The sequence below is a fragment of the Lagierella sp. ICN-221743 genome (assembly GCF_037890055.1).
Classification (GTDB): domain Bacteria; phylum Bacillota; class Clostridia; order Tissierellales; family Peptoniphilaceae; genus Mediannikoviicoccus.
On record NZ_JBBKBD010000012.1, the window covers coordinates 1 to 22,168 of the forward strand.

17 protein-coding genes and 1 rRNA gene are annotated in these 22,168 nt (G+C 33.5%); 11 read left to right on the forward strand and 7 right to left on the reverse strand.

What is annotated here, in order from left to right; translation table 11 throughout:
• From rrf to WKS98_RS06455, 8 genes are all read left to right on the forward strand, one after another.
• Positions 1-116 (forward strand): 5S ribosomal RNA (gene rrf, locus WKS98_RS06420).
• 130 nt (positions 117-246) lie between these two features.
• Positions 247-888: an SH3 domain-containing protein gene (locus WKS98_RS06425; RefSeq protein ID WP_498917897.1), complete on the forward strand. Its 642-nt coding sequence runs from the start codon at positions 247-249 to the stop codon at positions 886-888.
• Positions 889-1,017: 129 nt separating this feature from the next.
• A complete protein-coding gene (locus tag WKS98_RS06430) occupies positions 1,018-2,166 on the forward strand; it encodes a CD0519/CD1768 family membrane protein (RefSeq protein ID WP_498917899.1) in 1,149 nt (382 codons plus the stop codon).
• A 304-nt stretch (positions 2,167-2,470) separates the two neighbouring features.
• Positions 2,471-3,403 (forward strand): carbamate kinase, encoded by a 933-nt coding sequence (arcC, locus tag WKS98_RS06435; RefSeq protein ID WP_498917901.1) that lies wholly within the window; start codon positions 2,471-2,473, stop codon positions 3,401-3,403.
• 262 nt (positions 3,404-3,665) lie between these two features.
• Positions 3,666-4,889, forward strand: coding sequence for an arginine deiminase (gene arcA / locus WKS98_RS06440; protein WP_498917903.1), 1,224 nt, complete (start codon positions 3,666-3,668; stop codon positions 4,887-4,889).
• A gap of 18 nt (positions 4,890-4,907) precedes the next feature.
• Positions 4,908-5,900: an ornithine carbamoyltransferase gene (gene argF / locus WKS98_RS06445; protein WP_498917905.1), complete on the forward strand. Its 993-nt coding sequence runs from the start codon at positions 4,908-4,910 to the stop codon at positions 5,898-5,900.
• 43 nt (positions 5,901-5,943) lie between these two features.
• Positions 5,944-7,101, forward strand: coding sequence for a hypothetical protein (locus WKS98_RS06450; RefSeq protein WP_498917907.1), 1,158 nt, complete (start codon positions 5,944-5,946; stop codon positions 7,099-7,101).
• 207 nt (positions 7,102-7,308) lie between these two features.
• The gene (locus WKS98_RS06455; protein WP_498917909.1) at positions 7,309-8,805 is read left to right on the forward strand and encodes a sodium:solute symporter family protein; all 1,497 of its coding nucleotides are present in this window, start codon (positions 7,309-7,311) and stop codon (positions 8,803-8,805) included.
• Between the two features lie 64 nt (positions 8,806-8,869).
• Here the strand turns inward: WKS98_RS06455 and WKS98_RS06460 are convergent, their stop codons facing one another.
• The 5 genes from WKS98_RS06460 to WKS98_RS06480 all read right to left on the reverse strand — a co-directional run bounded on the left by WKS98_RS06460 (position 8,870) and on the right by WKS98_RS06480 (position 13,587).
• Entirely contained in the window at positions 8,870-9,520 is a 651-nt protein-coding gene (locus WKS98_RS06460; protein WP_498917910.1) for a Crp/Fnr family transcriptional regulator, read from the reverse strand.
• Positions 9,521-9,730: 210 nt separating this feature from the next.
• Complete coding sequence (locus WKS98_RS06465) at positions 9,731-11,209, reverse strand: DUF1846 domain-containing protein (RefSeq protein ID WP_498917912.1); 1,479 nt, start codon at positions 11,207-11,209, stop codon at positions 9,731-9,733.
• A gap of 62 nt (positions 11,210-11,271) precedes the next feature.
• Positions 11,272-12,906: a DUF4153 domain-containing protein gene (locus tag WKS98_RS06470; RefSeq protein WP_498917914.1), complete on the reverse strand. Its 1,635-nt coding sequence runs from the start codon at positions 12,904-12,906 to the stop codon at positions 11,272-11,274.
• A 1-nt stretch (position 12,907) separates the two neighbouring features.
• Positions 12,908-13,111 (reverse strand): helix-turn-helix domain-containing protein, encoded by a 204-nt coding sequence (locus tag WKS98_RS06475; protein WP_255784669.1) that lies wholly within the window; start codon positions 13,109-13,111, stop codon positions 12,908-12,910.
• A gap of 8 nt (positions 13,112-13,119) precedes the next feature.
• On the reverse strand, positions 13,120-13,587 hold the full coding sequence (locus WKS98_RS06480) for a DUF2975 domain-containing protein (RefSeq protein ID WP_498917916.1): 468 nt from the start codon (positions 13,585-13,587) through the stop codon (positions 13,120-13,122).
• Positions 13,588-13,960: 373 nt separating this feature from the next.
• Here WKS98_RS06480 and WKS98_RS06485 point away from each other — a divergent pair, with 373 nt between their 5' ends.
• Positions 13,961-14,476 (forward strand): GNAT family N-acetyltransferase, encoded by a 516-nt coding sequence (locus WKS98_RS06485; protein WP_498917918.1) that lies wholly within the window; start codon positions 13,961-13,963, stop codon positions 14,474-14,476.
• A gap of 34 nt (positions 14,477-14,510) precedes the next feature.
• On the opposite strand, the gene WKS98_RS06490 is transcribed toward WKS98_RS06485, so the two are convergent.
• Complete coding sequence (locus WKS98_RS06490) at positions 14,511-16,331, reverse strand: cell wall-binding repeat-containing protein (RefSeq protein ID WP_498917920.1); 1,821 nt, start codon at positions 16,329-16,331, stop codon at positions 14,511-14,513.
• A gap of 349 nt (positions 16,332-16,680) precedes the next feature.
• Between WKS98_RS06490 and WKS98_RS06495 the strand changes: the two genes are divergently transcribed.
• Positions 16,681-18,573 carry a DUF1430 domain-containing protein gene (locus WKS98_RS06495; protein ID WP_498917922.1) on the forward strand — a complete coding sequence of 631 codons (1,893 nt, stop codon included), beginning with the start codon at positions 16,681-16,683 and terminating at the stop codon, positions 18,571-18,573.
• Positions 18,570-19,178 (forward strand): ABC transporter ATP-binding protein, encoded by a 609-nt coding sequence (locus WKS98_RS06500; protein WP_498917924.1) that lies wholly within the window; start codon positions 18,570-18,572, stop codon positions 19,176-19,178. The genes WKS98_RS06495 and WKS98_RS06500 overlap by 4 nt, the downstream gene beginning before the upstream one ends.
• A gap of 63 nt (positions 19,179-19,241) precedes the next feature.
• Here WKS98_RS06500 and WKS98_RS06505 read toward each other — a convergent pair whose 3' ends face one another.
• Positions 19,242-22,145: an insulinase family protein gene (locus WKS98_RS06505; RefSeq protein ID WP_498917926.1), complete on the reverse strand. Its 2,904-nt coding sequence runs from the start codon at positions 22,143-22,145 to the stop codon at positions 19,242-19,244.
• Between the last annotated feature and the right edge of the window lie 23 nt (positions 22,146-22,168).

Here is a 22,168-nt window from a genome sequence, read left to right on the forward strand (position 1 = left end):
TGGGCGAAGATAGCGGAAGGGATACACCTGTTCCCATCTCGAACACAGAAGTTAAGTCTTCTAGCGCCGATGGTACTATGGGGGAGAGCCCATGGGAGAGTAGGTATTCGCCCGTCAGACTCTACATTGTAGAGTCTTTTTTTATATACTATAGTAAAGTAAAATACCTCAAAATTAAGTGATACATAATAAATTTTCCTAAATTTTAGTTTTAGAGTATAATATAGATGATAAGGTGGGGATTTTATGAACAATGATAAAGATAATAAAGATTTAAACATAGAAAATACTGACAAGATAGATTACGCAGAAATAAATAGAAGGTTTCGTGAAGAACAATATTTTTTAAATGGACAAGATCCATATAATGAAAGAGATGAGTTTGAAAGGTCAAATTCATATCAAGAAAATAGAAATGATAGATATGTAAATAATAGACCTCAAAAGCAAAAGAAGAAATCAAACTATACTCCATTTTTAGTTTTTCTAACATCTCTTTTAGTTATAGCTACGGTTATTCTTGCAGCATGGACACTTGCTAATAATAGAAGAATAAATAAAAAACTTGATAACCTAGATAGGATTGGTCAAACTGAAACAATAGCTGAAGAAAGTGAAAACTCTACCACTAAGCAAACTTCTCCATCAGAAGAAACTGAAAATTCAGAAGCTACGGAAGAGACAGAAGAAAAGGAAACTGAAGAAGAGGAGACTATAAGTGGTACGCTTACTCAAGATTTAAACTTTAGATCAGGTCCAGGATATGACTATGATGTTATAGGAACAGTTCCAGCTGGTGCAGAAGTGTCTGGCCATATTGAAAAGGGATGGCTAAAAATTGAATATAATGGAAAAACGGGATATATTGGACCGAAGTATGTAAAATAGTAATTTGAAGTCACTGGAAACAGTGGCTTTTTTATTTAATATTTATTTTTATTCCATGGTATAATAAAAAAATAGAACATGATTTATTCTATTCATATAGATGATTAAATAGATTTGCTGAGGTGAAAAATGGATAATAAAAAAATTTACAAAAATGAAATTGGATTTGAAGCTCCAATATTTATAATAATCTTTTTTGGGATATTCATATACATAGGTAGAATCATGGGAGGAACCAACATGATTAAGACCATGATGAATACAGGTTTTGATTTACTTATGAATGTGTGTTTCTATCTTATGGCGGTATCGGTATTAGCTGGAGGCATGGCGGCGATTTTTTCGGAGTTTGGTGTAATTGCTCTTATAAACAAAGGGCTTTCTGTGATTATGAAACCGGTTTATGATCTTCCTGGGGCAAGCTCCCTTGGAATGTTAAACTGCTTTATGTCTGATAACCCTGCCATACTTACTCTTGCTTATGACGACAACTTTAGAAAGTATTTTAAGAAGTATCAAATGCCTGCCCTTACGAATCTCGGCACGGCTTTTGGAATGGGGCTTATTATAGTTACAACTATGATGGGGCTTTCTATTCCAAATGCCATTCATGGCGCTGTGGTAGGATTTTTTGGTGCGGTTTTTGGTTCTATTGTATCTGTTAGGATAATGATGATAAAGACTAAAAAGTTTTATGGTACTGAGGAGTATGTAATATGTAAAAATGTTGAGCCAATTCCTAAAAACCAAAGAAGAGTTAGGGAAGGGTCCATTGGTTCGAGATTTATTCAAGCCCTACTCGATGGAGGCAAGGTTGGAGTTGACATGGGAGTTGCAATAATTCCAGGGGTTGTGCTTATTTGTACATTTGTAATTATGCTAACTAATGGAGTTGGCGAAGCCGGAGCATACAATGGATCTGCAAACCAAGGCATTGGTTTACTTCCAGTTATTGGTGAAAAGTTAAGTTTTGTTCTTACTCCATTATTTGGATTTAGCACTCCCGAAGCTATTGCCATACCTATAACTGCCCTTGGAAGTTCAGGCGCTGCCATTGGTATGGTTTCAGACATGGCATCAAGGGGAGTAATAAATGGAAATGATATTGCAGTGTTTACATCCATTTGTATGTGCTGGAGCGGATACCTTTCAACTCATATTGCCATGATGGACGCCCTTGATACAAAGGAGATGACGGGACACGCAATACTATCCCATACAATTGGAGGACTTGCTGGAGGAGTTTTTGCTCATATAATTTGGATAATTTTATTTTAGTATCATAAATGAAAATAATTATATAAGCGACCAGCAAAATAAAAATAAATTATGAAAATATTTTAAAAAGTATTGTAAAAAAACATTCAACTGTGATAATATGAAAATAGGTTTTCTTTAGTTACCAATATGGTACAAAGGCAAAATTAATTTTTGTATTATCTTTACATTACTAAAAAGAAAACATTTTAAAATTAAACACCAAGATTATTCCATGCTATTGTAAGAGTTAGACTTATAATATTTGTTTCCCTGTTCATAATTTTTAAAAGATTACTATCATATTGATACTCAGGAGGATTTTATGAAAAACAAAGTTGTAATAGCACTTGGAGGAAACGCTCTAGGACATGATTTAGAAACTCAAAAGATTGCAGTAAAAAATACTGCAAAGGCAATAGTGGATTTAATTGCAGATGGTAACGAAGTTGTTGTAACCCACGGAAATGGACCACAAGTTGGAATGATTAATAATGTATTTACAGACTACAAGAAAAACAATCCAGATTTTCAACATATGCCACTATTTACATGTGTAGCTATGAGCCAAGCTTATATTGGATTTGACTTACAAAATGCATTAAGGGAAGAACTTAAGGCAAGGGGAATTGAAAAATCTGTAACTTGTGTTATTACTCAAGTTGTAGTGGATAAAGATGACAAGGCATTTGAAAATCCTACAAAACCTATTGGACCATTCATGACTTTAGAAGAAGCTGAAGCATGTAAGAAAGACGGAATGGACGTTGTGGAAGACTCTGGTAGAGGATACAGAAGAGTAGTAGCATCTCCAAAACCATTAGAAATCGTAGAAATATCAACTATTAAAAAGCTAATTAAAGAAGGCGAAGTTGTTATTGCATGTGGTGGAGGCGGAGTGCCTGTACTAAAGGGCGAAAAAGAATATGAAGGAATAGACGCAGTTATAGATAAGGACTTTGCATCTTCAGTTCTTGCGGAACAACTTGAAGCTGACAAACTAGTTGTACTTACAGCTGTTGAAAAAGTTGCTGTAAACTTTGGAAAAGAAAACGAAGAATGGCTTTCTGAAATGTCTGTAGAAGAAGCTAAGAAGCTTTCTGACCAAGGAGAGTTCGCTCCAGGATCAATGCTTCCAAAGGTAGAAGCAGCAAGTATGTTTGCAAGCTCTAAAGAAGGTAGAGAATCACTTATTACATCTTTAGAAAAAGCTGCTGAAGGCCTAAAGGGATTAACAGGAACAGTAATAAGAAAATAAAAATATTTTTAGAGTATTGACTATTAATTTGCAAAGTCAGTACTCTTTTTTTATTGAAAATACAAAGATAATTAGGGAAAAAGAAAAATTTTAAAATCAGAAAGATAATCGTTTTCTAGAAAAAAATTGAAGAATTTATAAAAAATGTTGTAGATACAACTTTAAGAGAGAAATTTATGTTGTAAAATGTAATTGAACAAAAGGGAAATGTAAAACATATTAAGAGTAAGATAACTCAATAAATTGGAGAAGAGGTGTTAACTTGCACAGTATTTATGTACCTAATGAGATAGGTAAATTAAAAAAGGTCATGTTACATCGTCCTGGAAACGAATTACTTAACATGACTCCAAGCGCTTTAGGAGATTTGCTATTTGATGACATACCATTCTTGAAAACAGCGCAAGAGGAACACGATAATTTCGCAAACGTTCTCAAAAACGAAGATATAGAAGTTGTTTATCTAGAAAATTTAGTAGCGGAAATATTGGATAAAAAGCCAGAAGTAAGGGAAATATTCATAAAACAGCTACTTGAAGATGCAAATGTTCAAAGCTCAAAAAGAGCTGATGCAATTAAAGAATACTTAAAATCTATAAAAGACTCTAAAGAGCTTGTAGATAAGGTTATGGCGGGAGTAAGTTTAAAGGAATTAGATTTAAAGGAATCAGACTTCATTAAAGCTTGCAACAGTGATAACTTTGACATGGCACTAATGCCAATGCCAAACCTATACTTTACAAGAGATCCTTTTGCCAATGTAGGCACAGGAGTTATCATCAATAGGATGAAAAACTTAGTAAGACAAAGGGAAACGATTTTTGGAGATATTCTATTTACTTATGGTGATGAATATAAAGATGTAGATAAGCTTTACAGCAGACATGAAGAGTTCTCAATTGAAGGTGGAGATGTCTTAATCATCAATGAACACACTTTAGCTATAGGAATTTCTCAAAGAACTGATGCAGAAGCAATTGAAAAGCTTGCACAAAATATATTCTTCCATTCAGAAAGTAAAATAGATACTATTCTTGCAATAGACATTCCTAAGATTAGAGCATTCATGCACTTAGACACTGTATTTACTCAAATCGATTACGATAAGTTTACAGTTCACCCTGGAATATTTAGTACTCTAAGAGTTTTCGAATTAACTAAGGGAAATAAAGAGGATGAAATAAAATCTGTAGAGATGCATGACAGCCTAGATCATATATTAAGTAAATACTTAGATAGAAAAATTGAACTTATCCTTTGTGGTGGAGGAGACAGACTTGTTTCTGAAAGAGAACAATGGAATGATGGATCAAATACACTATGTATTGCTCCAGGAACCGTTGTAGTATATGAAAGAAATACAGTTACAAATGATATCCTTGAAGAAAAGGGAATTAAAGTTCTAAAAATTAAAGACAGTGAAATTTCTCGAGGACGTGGCGGCCCAAGATGTATGAGTATGCCATTCTTAAGAGAAGATATTTAATATAATTGGAGGTATTTAATGGGAGTAAACTTAAGAGGAAGAAGCTTTTTAAAATTATTAGATTACACAACAGAAGAAATTGAATATCTAATGAGTTTATCAGAAAACTTCAAAGACTTAAAACGTGCGGGAACACCACACAAGTACTTAGAAGGAAAGAACATAGTACTTCTATTCGAAAAGACTTCAACAAGAACAAGATGTTCATTTGAAGTAGCAGGATACGACCTAGGAATGGGAGTAACTTACCTAGATCCAGGTAGCTCTCAAATGGGACATAAAGAAAGTATCAAAGATACAGCAAGAGTTCTTGGAAGAATGTATGATGGAATCGAATACAGAGGATTCTCACAAGAATTAGTAGAAGACCTTGCAAAATACTCAGGAGTGCCAGTATGGAACGGACTTACAGACATGTTCCACCCAACACAAATGATAGCAGACTTCTTAACAGTAAAAGAAAACTTTGGACAATTAAAAGGACTTAAATTCGTATACCTAGGAGACGCAAGAAACAACGTAGCAAACTCACTAATGATAGCAGCAGCAAAACTTGGAGTAAACTTCGTAGGATGCTGTCCAGATGAATTAAGACCAGAAGAACATCTAATTGAAGAAGCTAAGAAAATAGCAAAAGAAAATAAATGTACAATTGAATTTGAATCAGATGTTATGAAAGCAACTAAAGACGCTCATGTACTTTACACAGACATCTGGGTATCAATGGGAGAACCTGCTGAAATTTGGGAACAAAGAATAAAACAACTTAAAGCTTACCAAGTTAACAAAAAAGTTATGGATAACGCAGACGAAGACGCAATCTTCTTACACTGCTTACCATCATTCCATAACCTAGAAACAACAACAGCAGTAGAAGTAAACGACAAATTCAACATTCCAGAAATGGAAGTTACAGACGAAGTTTTTGAATCAGCTAAATCTAAAGTTATGGATCAAGCTGAAAACAGAATGCATACTATAAAAGCAGTAATGTATGCAACATTAAAATAATTATAATTGCTTTGCAATTAAATATAAAATAGGAGGAACAAAAATGAAAATAGTTAATTCATGGAACGACTTTGACCCTCTAAAAAGAGTCATAGTAGGTAGAGCAGACAATTGTTGTATTTCACCTTCAGAACCAGCTTCTGAAGCTAAAGTACCACTAGACAGTCCAATGAGAGGTATGACAGGACCTAGACCATTAGACACAGTTGAAAAAGCAAACGCACAACTTGACAACCTTGTAAAAGTATTAGAAGACCACGGCGTTACAGTTGATAGACCAGAACCATTACAATTCAACCAAGCTGTAGTTACTCCATTCTTTATGACTGGTTCTCAATTTGGATGTATGCCACCTAGAGACGTATTACTTACAATTGGTAGCGATATAATCTGTGCATCTATGTCATTTAGATCAAGATTCTTTGAACATTATTGCTATCATAAGAGCCTTCGTGAATATTTTGAAAAAGACCCAGAATTTAGATGGTTCTACGGACCAAGACCACAATTAAGTGACGAAAGTTACGATATGCACTATTGGGACGATGTAGATGGACATCCAGTTACTGAAGAAATCTTACTTGAAAGAACTGCTAACTTAGAAATGGTTACTAAAGAACACGAAATTCTATTTGACGCAGCAGATGTTATGAGACTTGGTAAAGATTTATTTATCCAAAAAGGTTTAACAACTAACTGGAAGGCTATGGAATGGTTAAGAAGAATGTATCCTGATTTCAGAGTACACTCACTAAACTTCCCAGGAGACCCATACCCAATCCACATTGACGCTACATTTGTACCATTAAGACCTGGTCTAATTATAAATAACCCACACAGAAGATTACCTAAGGAACAAAGAGCTATCTTCGAAGCTAACGATTGGGAAATCGTAGACGCAGCAATGCCAGCTCACGAGGAACCACCTGAATTATGTTACTCAAGTGTATGGCTATCAATGAACTGCCTAGTACTTGACCACAAAACAGTTATAGTAGAAGCTTCTGAAACAGCACAACTTGAACAAATGGATAAATTAGGTATGAACGTAATACCTGTACCATTCAGAGATGCATACCCATTTGGTGGAGGTTTACACTGTGCTACAGCTGACGTTTACCGTGAAGGAGAATGTCAAGATTACTTCCCTAACCAAGTTGAAGATCCTACTCTTATCACTTACGCAGACAAGAGATGGTAATTCAATAGTAGAAATCAAAGCTGTTACAAATTTTTGTAACAGCTTTATTTTACACAAAAAAATTAAAATAAACCTTTCAAGGAGGTAATTATGACAAGTTCATGGGCAGTTAACTGCTTTATAATAGGAAGTATAATACTTTTGGTTTATCCTGCGATAACGTTTATCTACAGAGAGACCAAATCTAAAGGCAAAAAGAGGTAATTTATGGTTAATTGGATAATATTTATTGTAGCTTCATGTGTCCTAATTGGTGTAGGATACATGTCAGGAAGAAAGATCGAAAAAGACCAAGTAGAGGGAGAAGGTTTTCTTCTTGGAGCAAAACAAATTGGACCGTTTATCGGTGCTGGAACATTAATGGCAACAGGATATAGCGGTTGGGGATTTATAGGTTCTCCTGGTACTGCATATGCCTATGGAACAATTGAGCTATTGGCAAACTTTTTCTTTGCACCTGCAATAACCTTTGGTACACTTTGGTTTGCAAATTACATGAGAAAAAATGCAGAATCTATGGGTGGACTTACCGTACCAGAGTATCTATCAAAGATACATAGAGGTACAGAAGCAGAACGAAGAAGAGTACACTTGTTAGCAGGATTTGCTACACTTATGTTCTTAACTGTATATATAGTTGGACAAATCAGAGCTGTCGGCCTTGTTGCATCAAAATGGCTTGGAGTATCTGAAGCCATAGCGGCAACAATATTGTTATTAGTAGTAATCATATTCACTATGCAAGGTGGACTACTGGCAGTTGCTATAACAGATACCATCATGTGTGTTGGTATGTTAGTTTCAGCAATTATAGTAGTTATAGTAATTAAGCAAGATATTTCATTACTTGAGCTTGTTGATAAATTAGGTGAAATAGATCCTAAAATAACAAACCCTGCTACATCAGTACCTTATGGACGTAGCAAATACCAGGTATTTTTAGTATTTATCTATGCCTTGTTATTTACAACAACACTTCCATATATGTCAGTAAGATTTTTGTCATTGAAAGAAGATTTAAAAGTTCATAAAATGGCTCTATATATGGCACCTATGGGACTAATTCTTAGTTTTATTCCTATGGTAGGTCTTTATATGAGATATAAAAATCCTGGACTTGACAATCCAGATGCAGCAATGCCAGTATTTCTAAACACATATGTACACCCAGCTATAGGTGGTGTGATAACGTTATTTATTCTATTCGCAATGTTATCAACAATAAGTTCGGTGCTACAAACGCAAGCTTCTGCACTTTCCCACGACATGTACGTTTCTATTAAAAAGAAAATGCATCCAAAGGGAGATAAATTTAACAGACTTATGGTACTTGTAATAGCATTAGTATCATTATGGTTAACATTCGTTGCACCACAAGGTATGTTAAATCAAATAGCATATATAGGAACAGGTGGTCTTATAGCAATGTTCTTAGGACCTACAATTGTACAAATTTTCATAAAAGCTAATGCTAAGACATGTTTTGTTTCAATGCTTGCAGGACTTATTACAAACGTAGTATTAGTATTAGGTGTAAATACAGGTTGGGTAGAAGCTCCAATTCTTGGAGGACTTGCTTCCGCACTTGTATATGCAGTAATGGGATATATAACAAATGGAAATAAGAGAATACCTGATGGATATAACGAAAAGAAAATAGAAGAAGCTCTTGAAGAAGCAAAAGAAGAAGTGGCAGCAAAATAAATAAATCAATTTTAAACAAACAACTCAATTAAAATAAAAAAAGGAGATGCATCGCATCTCCTTTTTATATTAATTCTTCCAGTAAGTCTGGCCTTAACACTTTTACATTAACTCCTTTGACTTCTATTATCCCTTCACTTTCCATAAATTTAAGCTCTGAATTTAAACAAGATCTGTTAACTCTTAAAAGATCTGCTAACATTTCTTGAGTCTTTGGAAGTTTTAAAGGATTTACCAAGTCCATATGTAATAGCCAATAAGCCAAACGCTGATTTATTTTATAGTACTGAGTGGCACGAAGAACAAATTTATTAAAACAAAGGTACTCTGACACAAAGGTCAACACATTGTTCATAAGAATCAGGTTATTGTCTATAATAGGTTTAAGTTCTTCAAAGGGCATAAAGTATACTTCAGATTTTTTTATTGCATAAACATCATATGGAAAGTTGGAATATTTGCCATAGTGGAGGTAAAATGGGAAAGCATCTCCTTCGCTATAGTAGGAAGAAACAATCTCTTTGCCATTAATCATATATTCCGTGGTCTTTAGGCAACCCTTCCGGATGAGTAAAATATATTTTAGGAATTCGTCATTTCTAACAGAAATATTTTTAGCTTCATAATAATAGATTTGAGGATTTATATCTTGAATTGCTTGGGCAGTATCATCGGATATACCTTCAAATATTTTAAAATCGAGTAAATCTACCATCAATATCCTCCTTTTTTAATGTACATATATTAATCAACATTGTTGATTGTTAAAATCAAAACGAAAGAAAAATTAATACTTGTTCACACTTAAGTTTAACATAGAGAGGGTGTAAATGGAAGAAAACATTTAGCGTTAGAAGATGTTTTTATTAAAATTTTTATAATAAAAAACCGTTTAGATATGAATACCATATCCAAACGGTTTTGTCTAAATATAAATTGGTTTATTTTCAAATACCGATTCACAAGTTGCTTGAATGCCAAGTTTTTTAAATAATTTTTTATCCACGGAGCCAAGCATTGCAGATATATGAACCTGAGCGTTCTTTAGTTTTGGTATTTGATCCAGTGCAAGTTGCGCCTTTTCATCATTTGCCGCAGATATTGAAAGGGCAATTAATGTTTCGTCTATATGAAGTCTTGGGTTCTTGCTACCAAGATAATCTGTCTTTAATTTTTGAATAGGCTCAATTGCTTCCGGTGATATAAGATGAACTGGGTCATCAATGCCCGCAAGGTACTTAAGGGCGTTTAATATAAGTGCTGCAGACGGTCCAAGTAGGTCGGAAGTCTTTCCCGTAATAATGTGTCCGTCGGAAAGTTCTATTGCCGCAGCTGCAAAGCCTGTTTCGTCGGCCCTTTTCATAGCTGCCGTAACAACGGGCCTGTCTTCTGGACTGAGTTTTAGTTGCTTCATCAAAAGTTCTGTTCTATACACCACGGAATGATTTATTCTTCCCTTTGCATATTCGTTTAAAGCGTCATAATATCTTCTAATAATCTCTTGTTTAGAAGCGTCTTTACAAACTTCGTCATCTGATATACAAAATCCAGCCATGTTTACACCCATGTCAGTTGGTGAATAGTATGGAGAACTACCGTAAATCATTTCGAACATTGCTTTTAAAACTGGAAATATTTCAACGTCTCTATTGTATGACACCACAGTTTCGCCGTAGTGTTCAAGATGATAAGGGTCAATCATATTTATATCGTTAAGGTCTGCTGTTGCCGCTTCATATGCCAAGTTAACTGGATGCTTAAGTGAAAGATTCCATATAGGGAAGGTTTCAAACTTTGCGTATCCCGCCCTAATACCTCTTTTTTGATCGTGGTATAGTTGTGATAAACAGGTTGCCATCTTTCCACTTCCAGGTCCCGGTGCAGTTACTACAATTAACGGTTTAGTTGTCTTTATATACTCGTTTTTTCCAAATCCCTTTTCGCTAACGATATTCATAACATCCGATGGATAGTCTTCTATTATATAGTGGGTGTACACATCTATTCCAAGATTTGTAAGTCTTTCTTTAAATAGGTCAGCTCCTGGTTGCCCAGTGTACTGAGTTATAACAACGGAACCTACATATAATCCATACTTTTCAAAGCAGTCTATAAGACGTAGAAGCTCTATGTCATAGGTTATACCAAGGTCTCCTCTAACCTTATTCTTCTCAATATCCTTAGCATTAATGGCTATGATTATCTCAATTTCTTGGGACAGTTCCATCAAGAGTCTAAGCTTTATATCTGGTTCAAAACCAGGTAATACCCTTGAGGCGTGGAAGTCGTCAAAGAGCTTTCCACCAAATTCAAGATAGAGTTTGTTGTCAAACTGTTCTATCCTCTTTCTGATATTTTTTGATTGTAGTTCAATATATTTATCTTTATCAAAACCGATTTTCATATGTCCCCCTAATATTCAAAATACATATTAAGTTTACTACAAAACGCTGAATTGTGCCATTATTATTTGAAGATATAGCCTTCAAAATATCCTAATCCATAGTCTTTAGTTGCAGTATCATATTCAATACTAAGCTCTGTTAGAAAAACTTTTATATTTTCATTTTTTTCAAAATCTAATTCAAATGGCTTTTCTTCGTTTAATTTTTTTATTTCATCTGAAAGCTCATTAATATCATAAGTTATTTCTTCGCCGTTAAGACTAAAAATTACCTTCTCACATTGAACTTCCACCTTAAAATCATTTACTTTATTACTTGAAATTTCCACCATCTCGTTATAAGTTGAAATATCCATAGAATTAAGTTTTGAAAAGTGATAGATTTCCAAATTTTCGTAAATATTTTCTTCGGAAGCTTCACCTTGAAGCTTAGTAACATCGATCTTTTTGTTTTCTTGTAAACGACCAAGTTCATCCCTATATTTAAAATAATTTAAAATGGAAGATAAATTATTTTTTTCTGCTCTACTAAGTTTAGAAATGTCTGAATCAGAAGAAATATTATTTCGTTCAAGAATTTTATCAAAACGCTTAGCTTGACTGTTCAAACTCATATTGTAACTATTTATTGGGCCAATGGTTGATACAAGTATAAATAAAGCTAACATAGCAATGGAAATCACATTACTTTTTCTATTGCAAAGAATATTGTAAATCATAAATAAAGTTAGGTATATTCCAATTAGAATAACATAATATCTATTTTCTGTAAGGCCAAAGTTTGATATTCTGTGACCCATGGTGTAGTACATTAGTCCCAAGAAAACAAGAGAACTACAAGGCAGATAAAATCTTATTAGCACATTGGAATTTTTTCGTCTTTCTGGACTGAAAAATATTATGAAAAAGGCAAGTATTCCATATACCAAAGCCAAGTAACATACGATTCTTAGTGGCATCACACCTTGGGCAATAATCTTTACAAAGTAGGCAATAAGCACAAGGCTAAAGATAATTTCAATTGGAATTAAAATATTATTTAAAATCTTAAGTCCAAATTGCGGTTCCTCCCATGAATCTTCTTCAGCTTCACTAGGGAAATTATTTAAAAACATCCACAAGTTTAAAGTGCCAAGACTTAGGGCCATGGCCTTTAAAATATATTCGTCCATTCCCCTTAGTCCAAATAACATAAATATGGAAAAGATTATTAAAGTCACTCCAAGCCAAACAATAAAGGAAAGCAGTGTTGAAATAAATAAAGACCTTATAATCCTATAAACATAAAACTCGTGGTTTGTTGGGTTATTGTACTTTTCTGCAATTAAACTAAGGGAGATAAAGAAAAAGCATAGTCCAAAAAAGTAAATAAAGTTTTTAGAAAATTCATTATCCCAAGTTCTTCCTAAAAGCCTATATGTCAAAAAAACTATAACAAATCCTGGCACATAACTTAACATTCCAGATATTTCAGTCGGCTTTTTATTTAATTTGCCATTTAATATTTCGATAAATATAAACACAAATAGTCCAACCAAACAAGTTGTTACATACCTAATTAGCTTATCAGAAAATGAATAGTCGTCCACGACTAAACACATAAGTACACCGATTACAAGTCCCATAAAAGTTGAAACTGGGAAACGCAAAAGGGTATTTTCAAAATTCATAAAATTTTTCTTTAGAAATTTTTTCATTTTAATCCTCCACATATTCTAAAATATCTCCTGGCTGACAGTCCAGTGCTTCACATATTTTGCTTAAGGTGTCGAAGCGAACCGCCTTTGCCTTGTCATTTTTTAAAATGGATATATTCGCCATGGTTATACCCACCCTTTCAGAAAGTTCTGTCACTGACATCTTTCTCTTTGCAAGCATTACATCAATATTTACTCTAATCATAGTATCACCTAAATAGTTAAGTCGCTGTCGTCTTGAAGATTAACAGCGTCATACATCAAGATGCAAACCAGGGACAGTGCCATGTAAACCATGGCTAAAACCAACAAGAAGATTATATTAATAATCAACAAGTGCATAGTTTGTAAAGATAAAACCATTGCCAAAATACTACATATTAAAACGATAAAAATATTTACAATTATTGAAATCCTAATAAATTTTAAGTAGTTCAGGTTCTCAGAGGTAAATATTTTATCATTATAAATATTTTCGTAAATACATAGACAAATATATCCGCAGTATAAAATTGGCAAAAGCTCTGCCCATGCCATAATGTTCCAAATAAGTTTTCCACTATCATTATTTTTAAAAACCAAATCAATTCCTGTAGGTATTAACTCAAAAAGCGAAAAAGCTATAAAGAGTATTAAAAAAATAGAAATCAATTGTAAAGCTCTACAGTAAGTTTTTTTCATAAGAACCTCCCTTTTCTTAAATTATAGCAAAAATTTATCGAAAGTCAATAAATAATTGTCGAAAAAGAATAAAATATCTTACATATTTTTTACAATTCCTTTAAAATTTCTTTACAGTTTAGGTGGACAATATAATAAAGGAGGGTTACATATGAAGACCTTTATACTAGTAAGCAAAATAATGATGTTTTTTGCAGTAGTGGCAGTGTTTTTAGAAATATTTATATAGAGTTATATGTGGAAGACATTAGACTTTGATAGTTACAATGAGTTATGAAAGAACATTTGAATATTTAAATTTATAAAAGTAAAGGGACTCTATTTTAATTGCAAATAGGGTCCTTTTAATATATTCTTTTACATAGGTGATGAAATGGATCTTATTATAGAAAAGGCAAAGCCACAACAGGCAAAAGAAATTTTAGACTGCATAAAAAAGGCGGTAACAGAGTCGGATAATTTAATAGTGACCATGGACAACTTAAAGAACTATACGGTTATAGAAGAAAAGTTTTTAATCGAAGGCTATAGCAGATCAAAGACGGGACTGATGTTAGTTGGCATGGTGGATGAAAAAATAGTTTCCATTGGAACGCTACAGGGAAATGATATAACCTCCAAGTCGGGACATAGAGTAACCCTTGGAATCTTTGTACTAAAAGATTATTGGAATATGGGAATAGGAAGACAAATGATAACAGCCATGTTAGACTACTGCGTGGAAAATCCATATATTGAAATCGTGGACCTAGATGTCAGGGCGGACAACGAAGCTGCCATTGGACTTTACGAGAGATTTGGTTTCGATAGAATTGGTTACTACGAAGACTACTTTAAAGACGAAGATGGAAACTATGGAGACGCTGTGCTAATGGCTTTATATTTGTAACAAAAAAGGTGCTTATCTTAAGCACCTTTTGTAATTACTTTTCATTTAAATATCTTACAGTTTGTAAGTCGTGATACTTCCAAGTGTATACTCTTGAGTATTCTTCAATTATAAATCCACCAGCAAGTGTTGCATGGGCAGTCATTGGTCTTCCACCGTTTTTACCGATGTAGATTGCGCCGTGACTATAATGTCCAGCTTGCCTTGATGAGTAAGGAAGGTCTCCAGGAAGTAGGTTGTTAAAGTCGGTTTTAATATATTTGCCGCCATACTTTGGAGCTTGTTTATATTGAACTTCTACCATCTTGTATCCACCATCTGCTTTAACATCACATAGGTCAGGTCCTGGAATAGCAATTCCATTTTCCTTATAAGCAGAGTAAGTTGCACCTACACAGTACACACCAGATTTGTCGTTTAAGTCGAAACCGTACCATTTGAAAGGAAGTCCAGCTCTTTCACAAGCGTAGTTAGAAATTTTTTGTCCAAGGAATCTATTTTCTTTGTTGCCCCCTTCTAGCCAAGTGTTCCTTAAATCTTCAGCTGTAGGCATTTCCCATTTAACAGGAGTGTCCTTTTTAAATCCAGACATTCTAGTTCCAGATTTTATTGCACCGTCATCGCCAAACCAATAGCATGTAAGTCCAGTGTTTCTTGGTCCACCCTTATACATATTGTAGTCAACCGGGTCAAAGTAATATATCTTTTGGCCTTCTTGTACGAATCCTCTTGCAAGACCAGTTTCAGCTTTTGCAAAGTAAGTCTTAGCACCTTCTTTAATAAAGCCAAGTTTTAATGAACCGTCCTCATTGATTAGGTATCTATGACCATCAACATTCACAACTCCCTTGTTGTTTTCATCCTTTACAATAACTTCATCAGATTCAATATTTCTTAAGAAAGTTTTTGATCCGTCGTCAATAACTTGAATATTGCCAAAGTCCTTAACTATTTTTTCATAATAGCCATTAATTGCAAGTTCCATAGCTTCTTCGGAAACTGAAGACTTACCACCAACTACAAAGATTTTTTCCGCAGCTTCACATAGAGCCATTGTTCTTTCGCTCTTAGCCCTTGGAGCAAATACAACGTCAACGCCCTTAGCATTTACAATGTTTACAGCCGAAAGTGCATCAGGGAAGTCCATTCCATTTACAAATGCAAGGTTATAGCTTTCAGTAGCTTCTGCAATCTTTAGCGCTGTGTCAAATCTATCCTTACCTGCAAATACAGTTTCAGCAGCAACGTTAACAGATGACTTTCCACCAAAAGCGTATTTAACAACAACATCTTCTACAGGAAGTTTGTTTGAAGGAGGTACAAGCACAAGACCTGCATTATTTTCCTTTAATAAACCAGTTGAAGCTAGAGCGTCGGCAAAGTTTTCTCCACTTGCAACACCAACTTCACTAAGACCAGATTCTTCGATAGTCTTTGCATTTGTCACATATCTATTTGAACCTGCAAGTCTCTTAACCTCTACAGAAGTAGCCTTTAAATTATCTTCAAACTTCTTAGAAATTGATGAAGTTCCACCAATGATATAAACCTGTTCAATTTCATTTTCATTAACAAATTTAGAATAATCTTCATTTCCGTTAACTAAAATAAGTTTACCGTTTTTAGTATTACAAATATTTGCAGAAGAAAGTGCGTCAGGGAACTGTCTTCCATTTGCGAATACTACAGTATTTGTTTCTAGCATCTGTGCAGCTTTTATTGAAGTTTCAGTTCTGTCCTTGCCAGCAACTCTAGTCCATGTGGTAGCAGCGTTAGAACTAGTTACAGCTGAAAGAGAAAACGTTACAGCCAAAGCTACAGATAAAATCTTTTTACCAAAAAAATGCTTTTTCATAAGTCCTCCTAATAAATTGTTACATCGATTATACTCTAAAGCTATAAAAACTTCAATGTGGAAAAGTGTAAAATAAAAGAAAATTTAGAGTGAAAAAATATAATAAAATATTTAAAAATGTAAGTTTACTAACTTTAGAATTGGATTTTATTTTTGCTATATACATCATAAAATTGAGTTATCTTTATATGAATGATAAAATTATTTAAACGAAGGTGTTATTAATGAAGTTAAAATCAAACTATATTGCTTTGCTTATATAATTAATATAATATGAAAGTGGAGGTTAGAATAAATGAAAATTATAAAAAACATTTTCCTTTTTTGCTTTTTGATATTTGGATTTATTATGCAATCGGAAATTTTTCAAAATGAACTTTTTAATTTCTCGACAGCTTATTATAAAGCCTCTAGTTTTGAAGTTTCAACCGAAAACATTCAAGGTTTTTTAGAGGATGCACAGAAGGCTTCATCTAAAAATAATGTAGAAGTCTTTACTTATTATAAAGAAATAAAAAGTAAGTTTCGCTTCACGCTCCACATTTATGGCGATTCAGATGTGATTCGTAAATCAATTAAAGATGTGGCAAATGTTGAAGAGAAGGAGTACACATCATTAATTTCTGGAATTACAGATGTTAAATACCATGATTTGAAAGAGCTTGAACCAGAGTCCGTTAACTATGAGAACTTCATATGTTATATAGGAGATGAGGATGCGGTTAACTCTACATATAAGGACCTAGAAGCGAAGTATAACTTAACTAGCCCACAATACTGGAATGCAACAGAAAAAGATATGATAATAATCGTATGGGGAATGATTAGTTTACTTATGATAATAATGAACTTGGTGGAGGTAATTAGAAGAAAGAAAGAGATTGCCGTAAGAGTTTTGTTTGGAGAAATCGTAAGTTCAATTGTGCTTAAAACGGCGATTATTAATTTGGTTTCTTCTCTAGTCCTATTTATATTGGCAAAGCTATTGATGTTAAACTTTATATCAGGAGCCTATGAAAATAAATTAATAATTTTAATTTACCTGTTAGGAGTAGCACTTTCAACACTTCCATATTTTATTTTTTATTCTATGGACATTAAAAAATTACTTTCAAATGCCACAGATGAAAAGGGTTCAATGTACTTATTGTATGCACTTAAGCTAATTGCGGGAGCTCTAACAATTATAACGCTGATTACAAATATCAGTAGTATTAATGGGAATTTATTTGCTGACGGAAGTTTACTTAAATCATATTACAACGCAAACTATCTTAGAGTACAAACTGAAGGCTTTGATCTTGATAAGGAACAAAAATTTTGGGATGAGGTTTATGAAAAAGAGTATTCGGTAATGAATCCTTCCATATGTATAAATATTTTGAATGGAAAGAATGACGTTGTTTTTGTGAATAATAATGGAAAGGATATGCTACAGGGTTTTAAAGAAAGCGTAGAGAAAGAGTCTTTGAAGGAAAATGATTTAATTATTTTTATCCCTAAGGGAAAGTCATTTGAAGAAAACAAAATGTTAGCATATGATAGATTGGATTTTTGTTTTAAATATCCAAAAGAAGATTTCAAAGACTGGAAAATTAAATATGTGGAGTACTCCGACTCTAAATATTTTTCCTATCTTGATAACAATTCAATAGATGGAGTTGAAAGGACAAAAAATCCCGTAATAATTTATCAATTAAATAATGATTTGAAAATTGATGGTGCAAATCTTCAAAGCTACAAAGGAGAAGCTATATTATTTAATACGTCCAAAGAAAACTTGAAAGAGATTTGCAGCAAATATGAAGATATATTAGGAAATTACAATCAAGTAATAACCAATGTTGAAGATCAATATAATTACAATCATACATTTTTAGTTAAACTGCTTGCGTTTTTAAGCTCACTTTGTGTGGTTATTATATTTTTAGACATTGCAATTATTTTGGCAGTAAGTCAATTGGAGTTTAGACGAAATGCAATGAAAATTTCACTTATGAAAATTTTGGGATATGGAATATTTAATCGCCACAAGTCATTCCTTAGTCTTATTATGATAGAAAACCTTGTGATATTTACAGGCTTTTTAATACTTTCCTTAATATCAAAACGAATTGATACAGAAATTACTATTTTAGTAAGTGCTTTAGTAATTCTGATTGAGTTTATAATAATTATATTTAATATAATAAGGATAGAAAGAACAAATGTACAAAAGGCGCTTAAGGGAGGATGTCTATGATAAAAATAAATGAAATTTGTAAGAAGTATGATGAAAAAGTGTTGTTTCAAAACTATAGCTTAGAAATTCCTGATGGAAGTTTTGTCATAATCAGAGGAGATAGCGGAAGTGGTAAAAGCACTTTACTAAATATGATTGGCGGCATAGAATATCCAGATAGCGGTTCGATTATTGTAAATGGCTTTGATGTATCAAAAAAGAAAAAGCAAAAATACTTCTCGGAAGTTGTAGGATTTTTGTTTCAAAACTTTGCGCTATTAGAAAACAAGACCGTGTTAGAAAATTTAAATTTGATAAAGAAGACAGGAAGAACGGGTGTATCAATAGATGAAGCTTTAAAAAAAGTGGGTTTAGAAAAAGAGAAAAATAAAAAGGTTTATAAACTATCAGGAGGGGAGCAACAAAGAGTTGCCTTAGCTCGTCTTATGATAAAGAAGTGTTCTGTTTTATTGGCAGACGAACCAACAGGCTCCCTGGATAAAAAGAACAGTGAAATTGTAATGAAAATTCTTCACGATTTAAATAGACAGGGGAAAACTGTAATAGTTGTAACCCATGATGACGATATAATCGAAAAGGAAGATATGGTTATATATTTAAGTTAGATTTTATGCGAGACTTCAAAATTAAAAATTTAAAAATCCCGGTAGAACACTACCGGGAAAATTTTACTTATTTAAAGGACGTATTTCTTTAAATACTTCGCCGTCTTCTTTTATTTTTTCGTTGTTTCCAATTGTTGCAATATAATCTTCCTTCATTGCTCTATCAATAAGGTCTGCAACTTTTTCAAAGTCTTCCACTTTTGTTTCAAGGGCTTCTTTAAGATTTCTGTTAAGGTCTTCAGTCGTCTTTCTTGAAAGGTACATTGTAAGTGCAACTTGTCCCTTTTGCATATTTGTAAGTGGTGGATTGAATTTGTTTAAGGATCCAATTATAAAGCTTGAAAGTTCTTCCTTTGAAAGTTTTAAGTTTCTCAAGTACTCTGCCACTGAATTGTAAACATCAACGGTGTTTTTAACATTTGGGTCTCTAAATGAGTACATGTGAACTGTTCCAGACTCACTAATTCCCATTCCACATCCATATGCGCCACCTTGTGCTCTAATGGAGTTGTAGATATAGGTTAAACTTAGCATTGATGAAATTACAAACATTGATCCGTCAAATTCAAACTCATCTGGGTCAAAGGTAAATGACTTTGCAACATAGTTTACATTTGATGAAGAAGTTATTCCTTCGTTTTTCTTTTCTAAGTCAAACACTAAATTTACACTTGGAAGCTCTTTATTTGAAAGATTCTTTATAAATTCTTCTCCTTCTTTTTCAACTCTTTCAAACTCGTCTCTGTCTGTTGTAACATTTAAGATAAGTTTATTTTGGTTAAAGGTCTTTTCTTGAACATCCACAAGTTTTTCTTTAATCTCTTCAAATTTGTCATCAAAGTTTTTGTTTAAATCCCTTACAAAGTCATAGTAGGAAACTCCACCAACTAAGTCATTGAACATTCCAACTTGGCTTTGATAAGATTGGGTCCTTAAGATTGCAATGGAATGTCCTGATGAAAGGATTTGATTTTCCAAGTTTATTAAAATTTGGGAGATTAACTCTTTCATTCTAGCTCTATCGTCAAACTTACTTCCAAGTAGCACATCTTCTACAAGGGCAAACATATCCTTTGATTTTTCTCCGATTGCCTTTGAAGAAACTCTAAACTTCTTATAGTACTTCTTAGGGTCTTTATAGTCTACAATGGAGCTAATGCTTGTATCAATACCACCGGTCTTTAGGAATAGTTCTGTTTCCATGTCCTTGTAGGAGTGGTTTTTAGTTGAAACCTTTGTTAGCATATCGGAAAGTAATGCAATATATTGTATGTCTTCCTTTTCTGCCCACTCTAAGTCAAAGGCAAGGGTAATATAGTTTATCTTACCTGTGAAAAGGTCGTGATAAAGCACAACATGGTTATCCTTTTTTATCTCCTCTGTAGGAATTTCTAAAACTTTTCTCTCGATGTCATCAAGTTTAAGCTTTGGAATAGTATTTTTTTCTTCTTCGCTATCTTCAGTGTTTTGGAATTTTTCAAGAACTCTATTTTGTTCAAAAAGCTCTTCCAATTCCTCTTCGCTTAAGCTGTCCTTATACTCTTGAAGTTTTTTGTCCACTTCTTTGTCCTTTTCCATATTCATTCCAGGAGTAGCTTCAAGAGAAATAATAACCTTGTTTGGATTGTTTAAAATCTTTTCTTCAATATACTTTTCAAAGTAGTCGGTGCCAATTTTTTCTCTAATCTTTGAAAGCACATCTTCAAACTTGAAGTTAATAGTAGGGTCCTTGTCATATAGCCAAGTGTCAAGGCAGTTTATAAAGTAGATTATACCCTTAGTAGCAAAGTTTTCAGCCTCTCTTATGTTGTACTCCATCTTGTTTATGGCAGCTTCAATCTTCTTAGAGTCCATTCCATCTTTAACAATCTTTTTAAGCTCATCTTCAATTATATTTTTAAACTGTTCCTTTTTATCCTTTGAAGTGTTAATAGCCACAAGACCAAGGCCCATTTCCATTCCGTCGGTGTAAAGTCCGTCAATGTCTTCGCCGATGCTACTTTCTAGTAGAGCAAGCTTTAGAGGAGAACCGTCGTTTTCGAATAAAGTGTCTCTTATAATGGAGTTTGTTAGTGCATCCACTGGGTCATATTTAAATCCAGATCTAACACCATAGATAAGCATGTCCTTGTTCTTAGGATCTTCATCGGAAGAGATTGAATATGAGACATTAAAGTCTCTCTCCTTATCAAAATCTTTTTGGATTTCAATTTTTGAATCGATTTCGTCCTCTTCAAAATGTGATAGATATTCTTCGTCAATAAACTTTAACTGATCATCAGTGTTCATGTCACCATATATAAAGATAAATGAGTTTGATGGATGGTATAGCTTGTCATAAAAGCCAACAAACTCTTCATATGAAAGGCTTGGAATATCATATGGATAGCCGCCGGACTCGTTACCGTAGATTGAGTCAGGGAAAAGTCCCTTTGCAAACTCTTGGTACATTATTGTGTCCTTAGAAGAGTATGCACCCTTCATTTCGTTATACACAACGCCTTTATAACTTAACTTGTCGTCTTTGTTTTTTAATTCATAGTGCCATCCCTCTTGTAAAAAGATTTCTTTTTTAGTCCTTACTGCAGGGAAGAACACGGCGTCAAGATACACATCCATTAGGTTGTGAAAGTCTTTATCGTTTCTGCTGGCAATAGGGTAGATGGTCTTGTCAGAAAATGTCATGGCATTTAAAAAAGTTTGAAGAGATGTCTTTAACATATCCATAAAAGGCTCTCTTGTCTTAAACTTTCTTGAACCATTTAACACACAGTGTTCAAGTATATGGGCAACTCCCGTAGAGTTATAAGGTGGAGTCCTAAAGCCAATACCAAACACCTTGTTGTCGTCATCATTTTCAACGGCCATTAGCCTTGCCTTTGTCTTCTCATGTTCAAAAATTTTAACATTTGAAGAAATATCATCTATAAATTCTTCTGAAATTAATTTAAATCCATTTGTTGTCATAAATACCTCTCTTTCTATAAGTT

Coding starts and splice junctions, on each gene's coding strand:
- WKS98_RS06425 (WP_498917897.1), top strand. CDS start 247: ATGAACAATGATAAAGATAATAAAGATTTAAACATAGAAAATACTGAC.
- WKS98_RS06430 (WP_498917899.1), top strand. CDS start 1,018: ATGGATAATAAAAAAATTTACAAAAATGAAATTGGATTTGAAGCTCCA.
- arcC (WP_498917901.1), top strand. CDS start 2,471: ATGAAAAACAAAGTTGTAATAGCACTTGGAGGAAACGCTCTAGGACAT.
- argF (WP_498917905.1), top strand. CDS start 4,908: ATGGGAGTAAACTTAAGAGGAAGAAGCTTTTTAAAATTATTAGATTAC.
- WKS98_RS06450 (WP_498917907.1), top strand. CDS start 5,944: ATGAAAATAGTTAATTCATGGAACGACTTTGACCCTCTAAAAAGAGTC.
- WKS98_RS06455 (WP_498917909.1), top strand. CDS start 7,309: ATGGTTAATTGGATAATATTTATTGTAGCTTCATGTGTCCTAATTGGT.
- WKS98_RS06460 (WP_498917910.1), bottom strand. CDS start 9,520: ATGGTAGATTTACTCGATTTTAAAATATTTGAAGGTATATCCGATGAT.
- WKS98_RS06465 (WP_498917912.1), bottom strand. CDS start 11,209: ATGAAAATCGGTTTTGATAAAGATAAATATATTGAACTACAATCAAAA.
- WKS98_RS06470 (WP_498917914.1), bottom strand. CDS start 12,906: ATGAAAAAATTTCTAAAGAAAAATTTTATGAATTTTGAAAATACCCTT.
- WKS98_RS06475 (WP_255784669.1), bottom strand. CDS start 13,111: ATGATTAGAGTAAATATTGATGTAATGCTTGCAAAGAGAAAGATGTCA.
- WKS98_RS06480 (WP_498917916.1), bottom strand. CDS start 13,587: ATGAAAAAAACTTACTGTAGAGCTTTACAATTGATTTCTATTTTTTTA.
- WKS98_RS06485 (WP_498917918.1), top strand. CDS start 13,961: ATGGATCTTATTATAGAAAAGGCAAAGCCACAACAGGCAAAAGAAATT.
- WKS98_RS06490 (WP_498917920.1), bottom strand. CDS start 16,331: ATGAAAAAGCATTTTTTTGGTAAAAAGATTTTATCTGTAGCTTTGGCT.
- WKS98_RS06495 (WP_498917922.1), top strand. CDS start 16,681: ATGCAATCGGAAATTTTTCAAAATGAACTTTTTAATTTCTCGACAGCT.
- WKS98_RS06500 (WP_498917924.1), top strand. CDS start 18,570: ATGATAAAAATAAATGAAATTTGTAAGAAGTATGATGAAAAAGTGTTG.
- WKS98_RS06505 (WP_498917926.1), bottom strand. CDS start 22,145: ATGACAACAAATGGATTTAAATTAATTTCAGAAGAATTTATAGATGAT.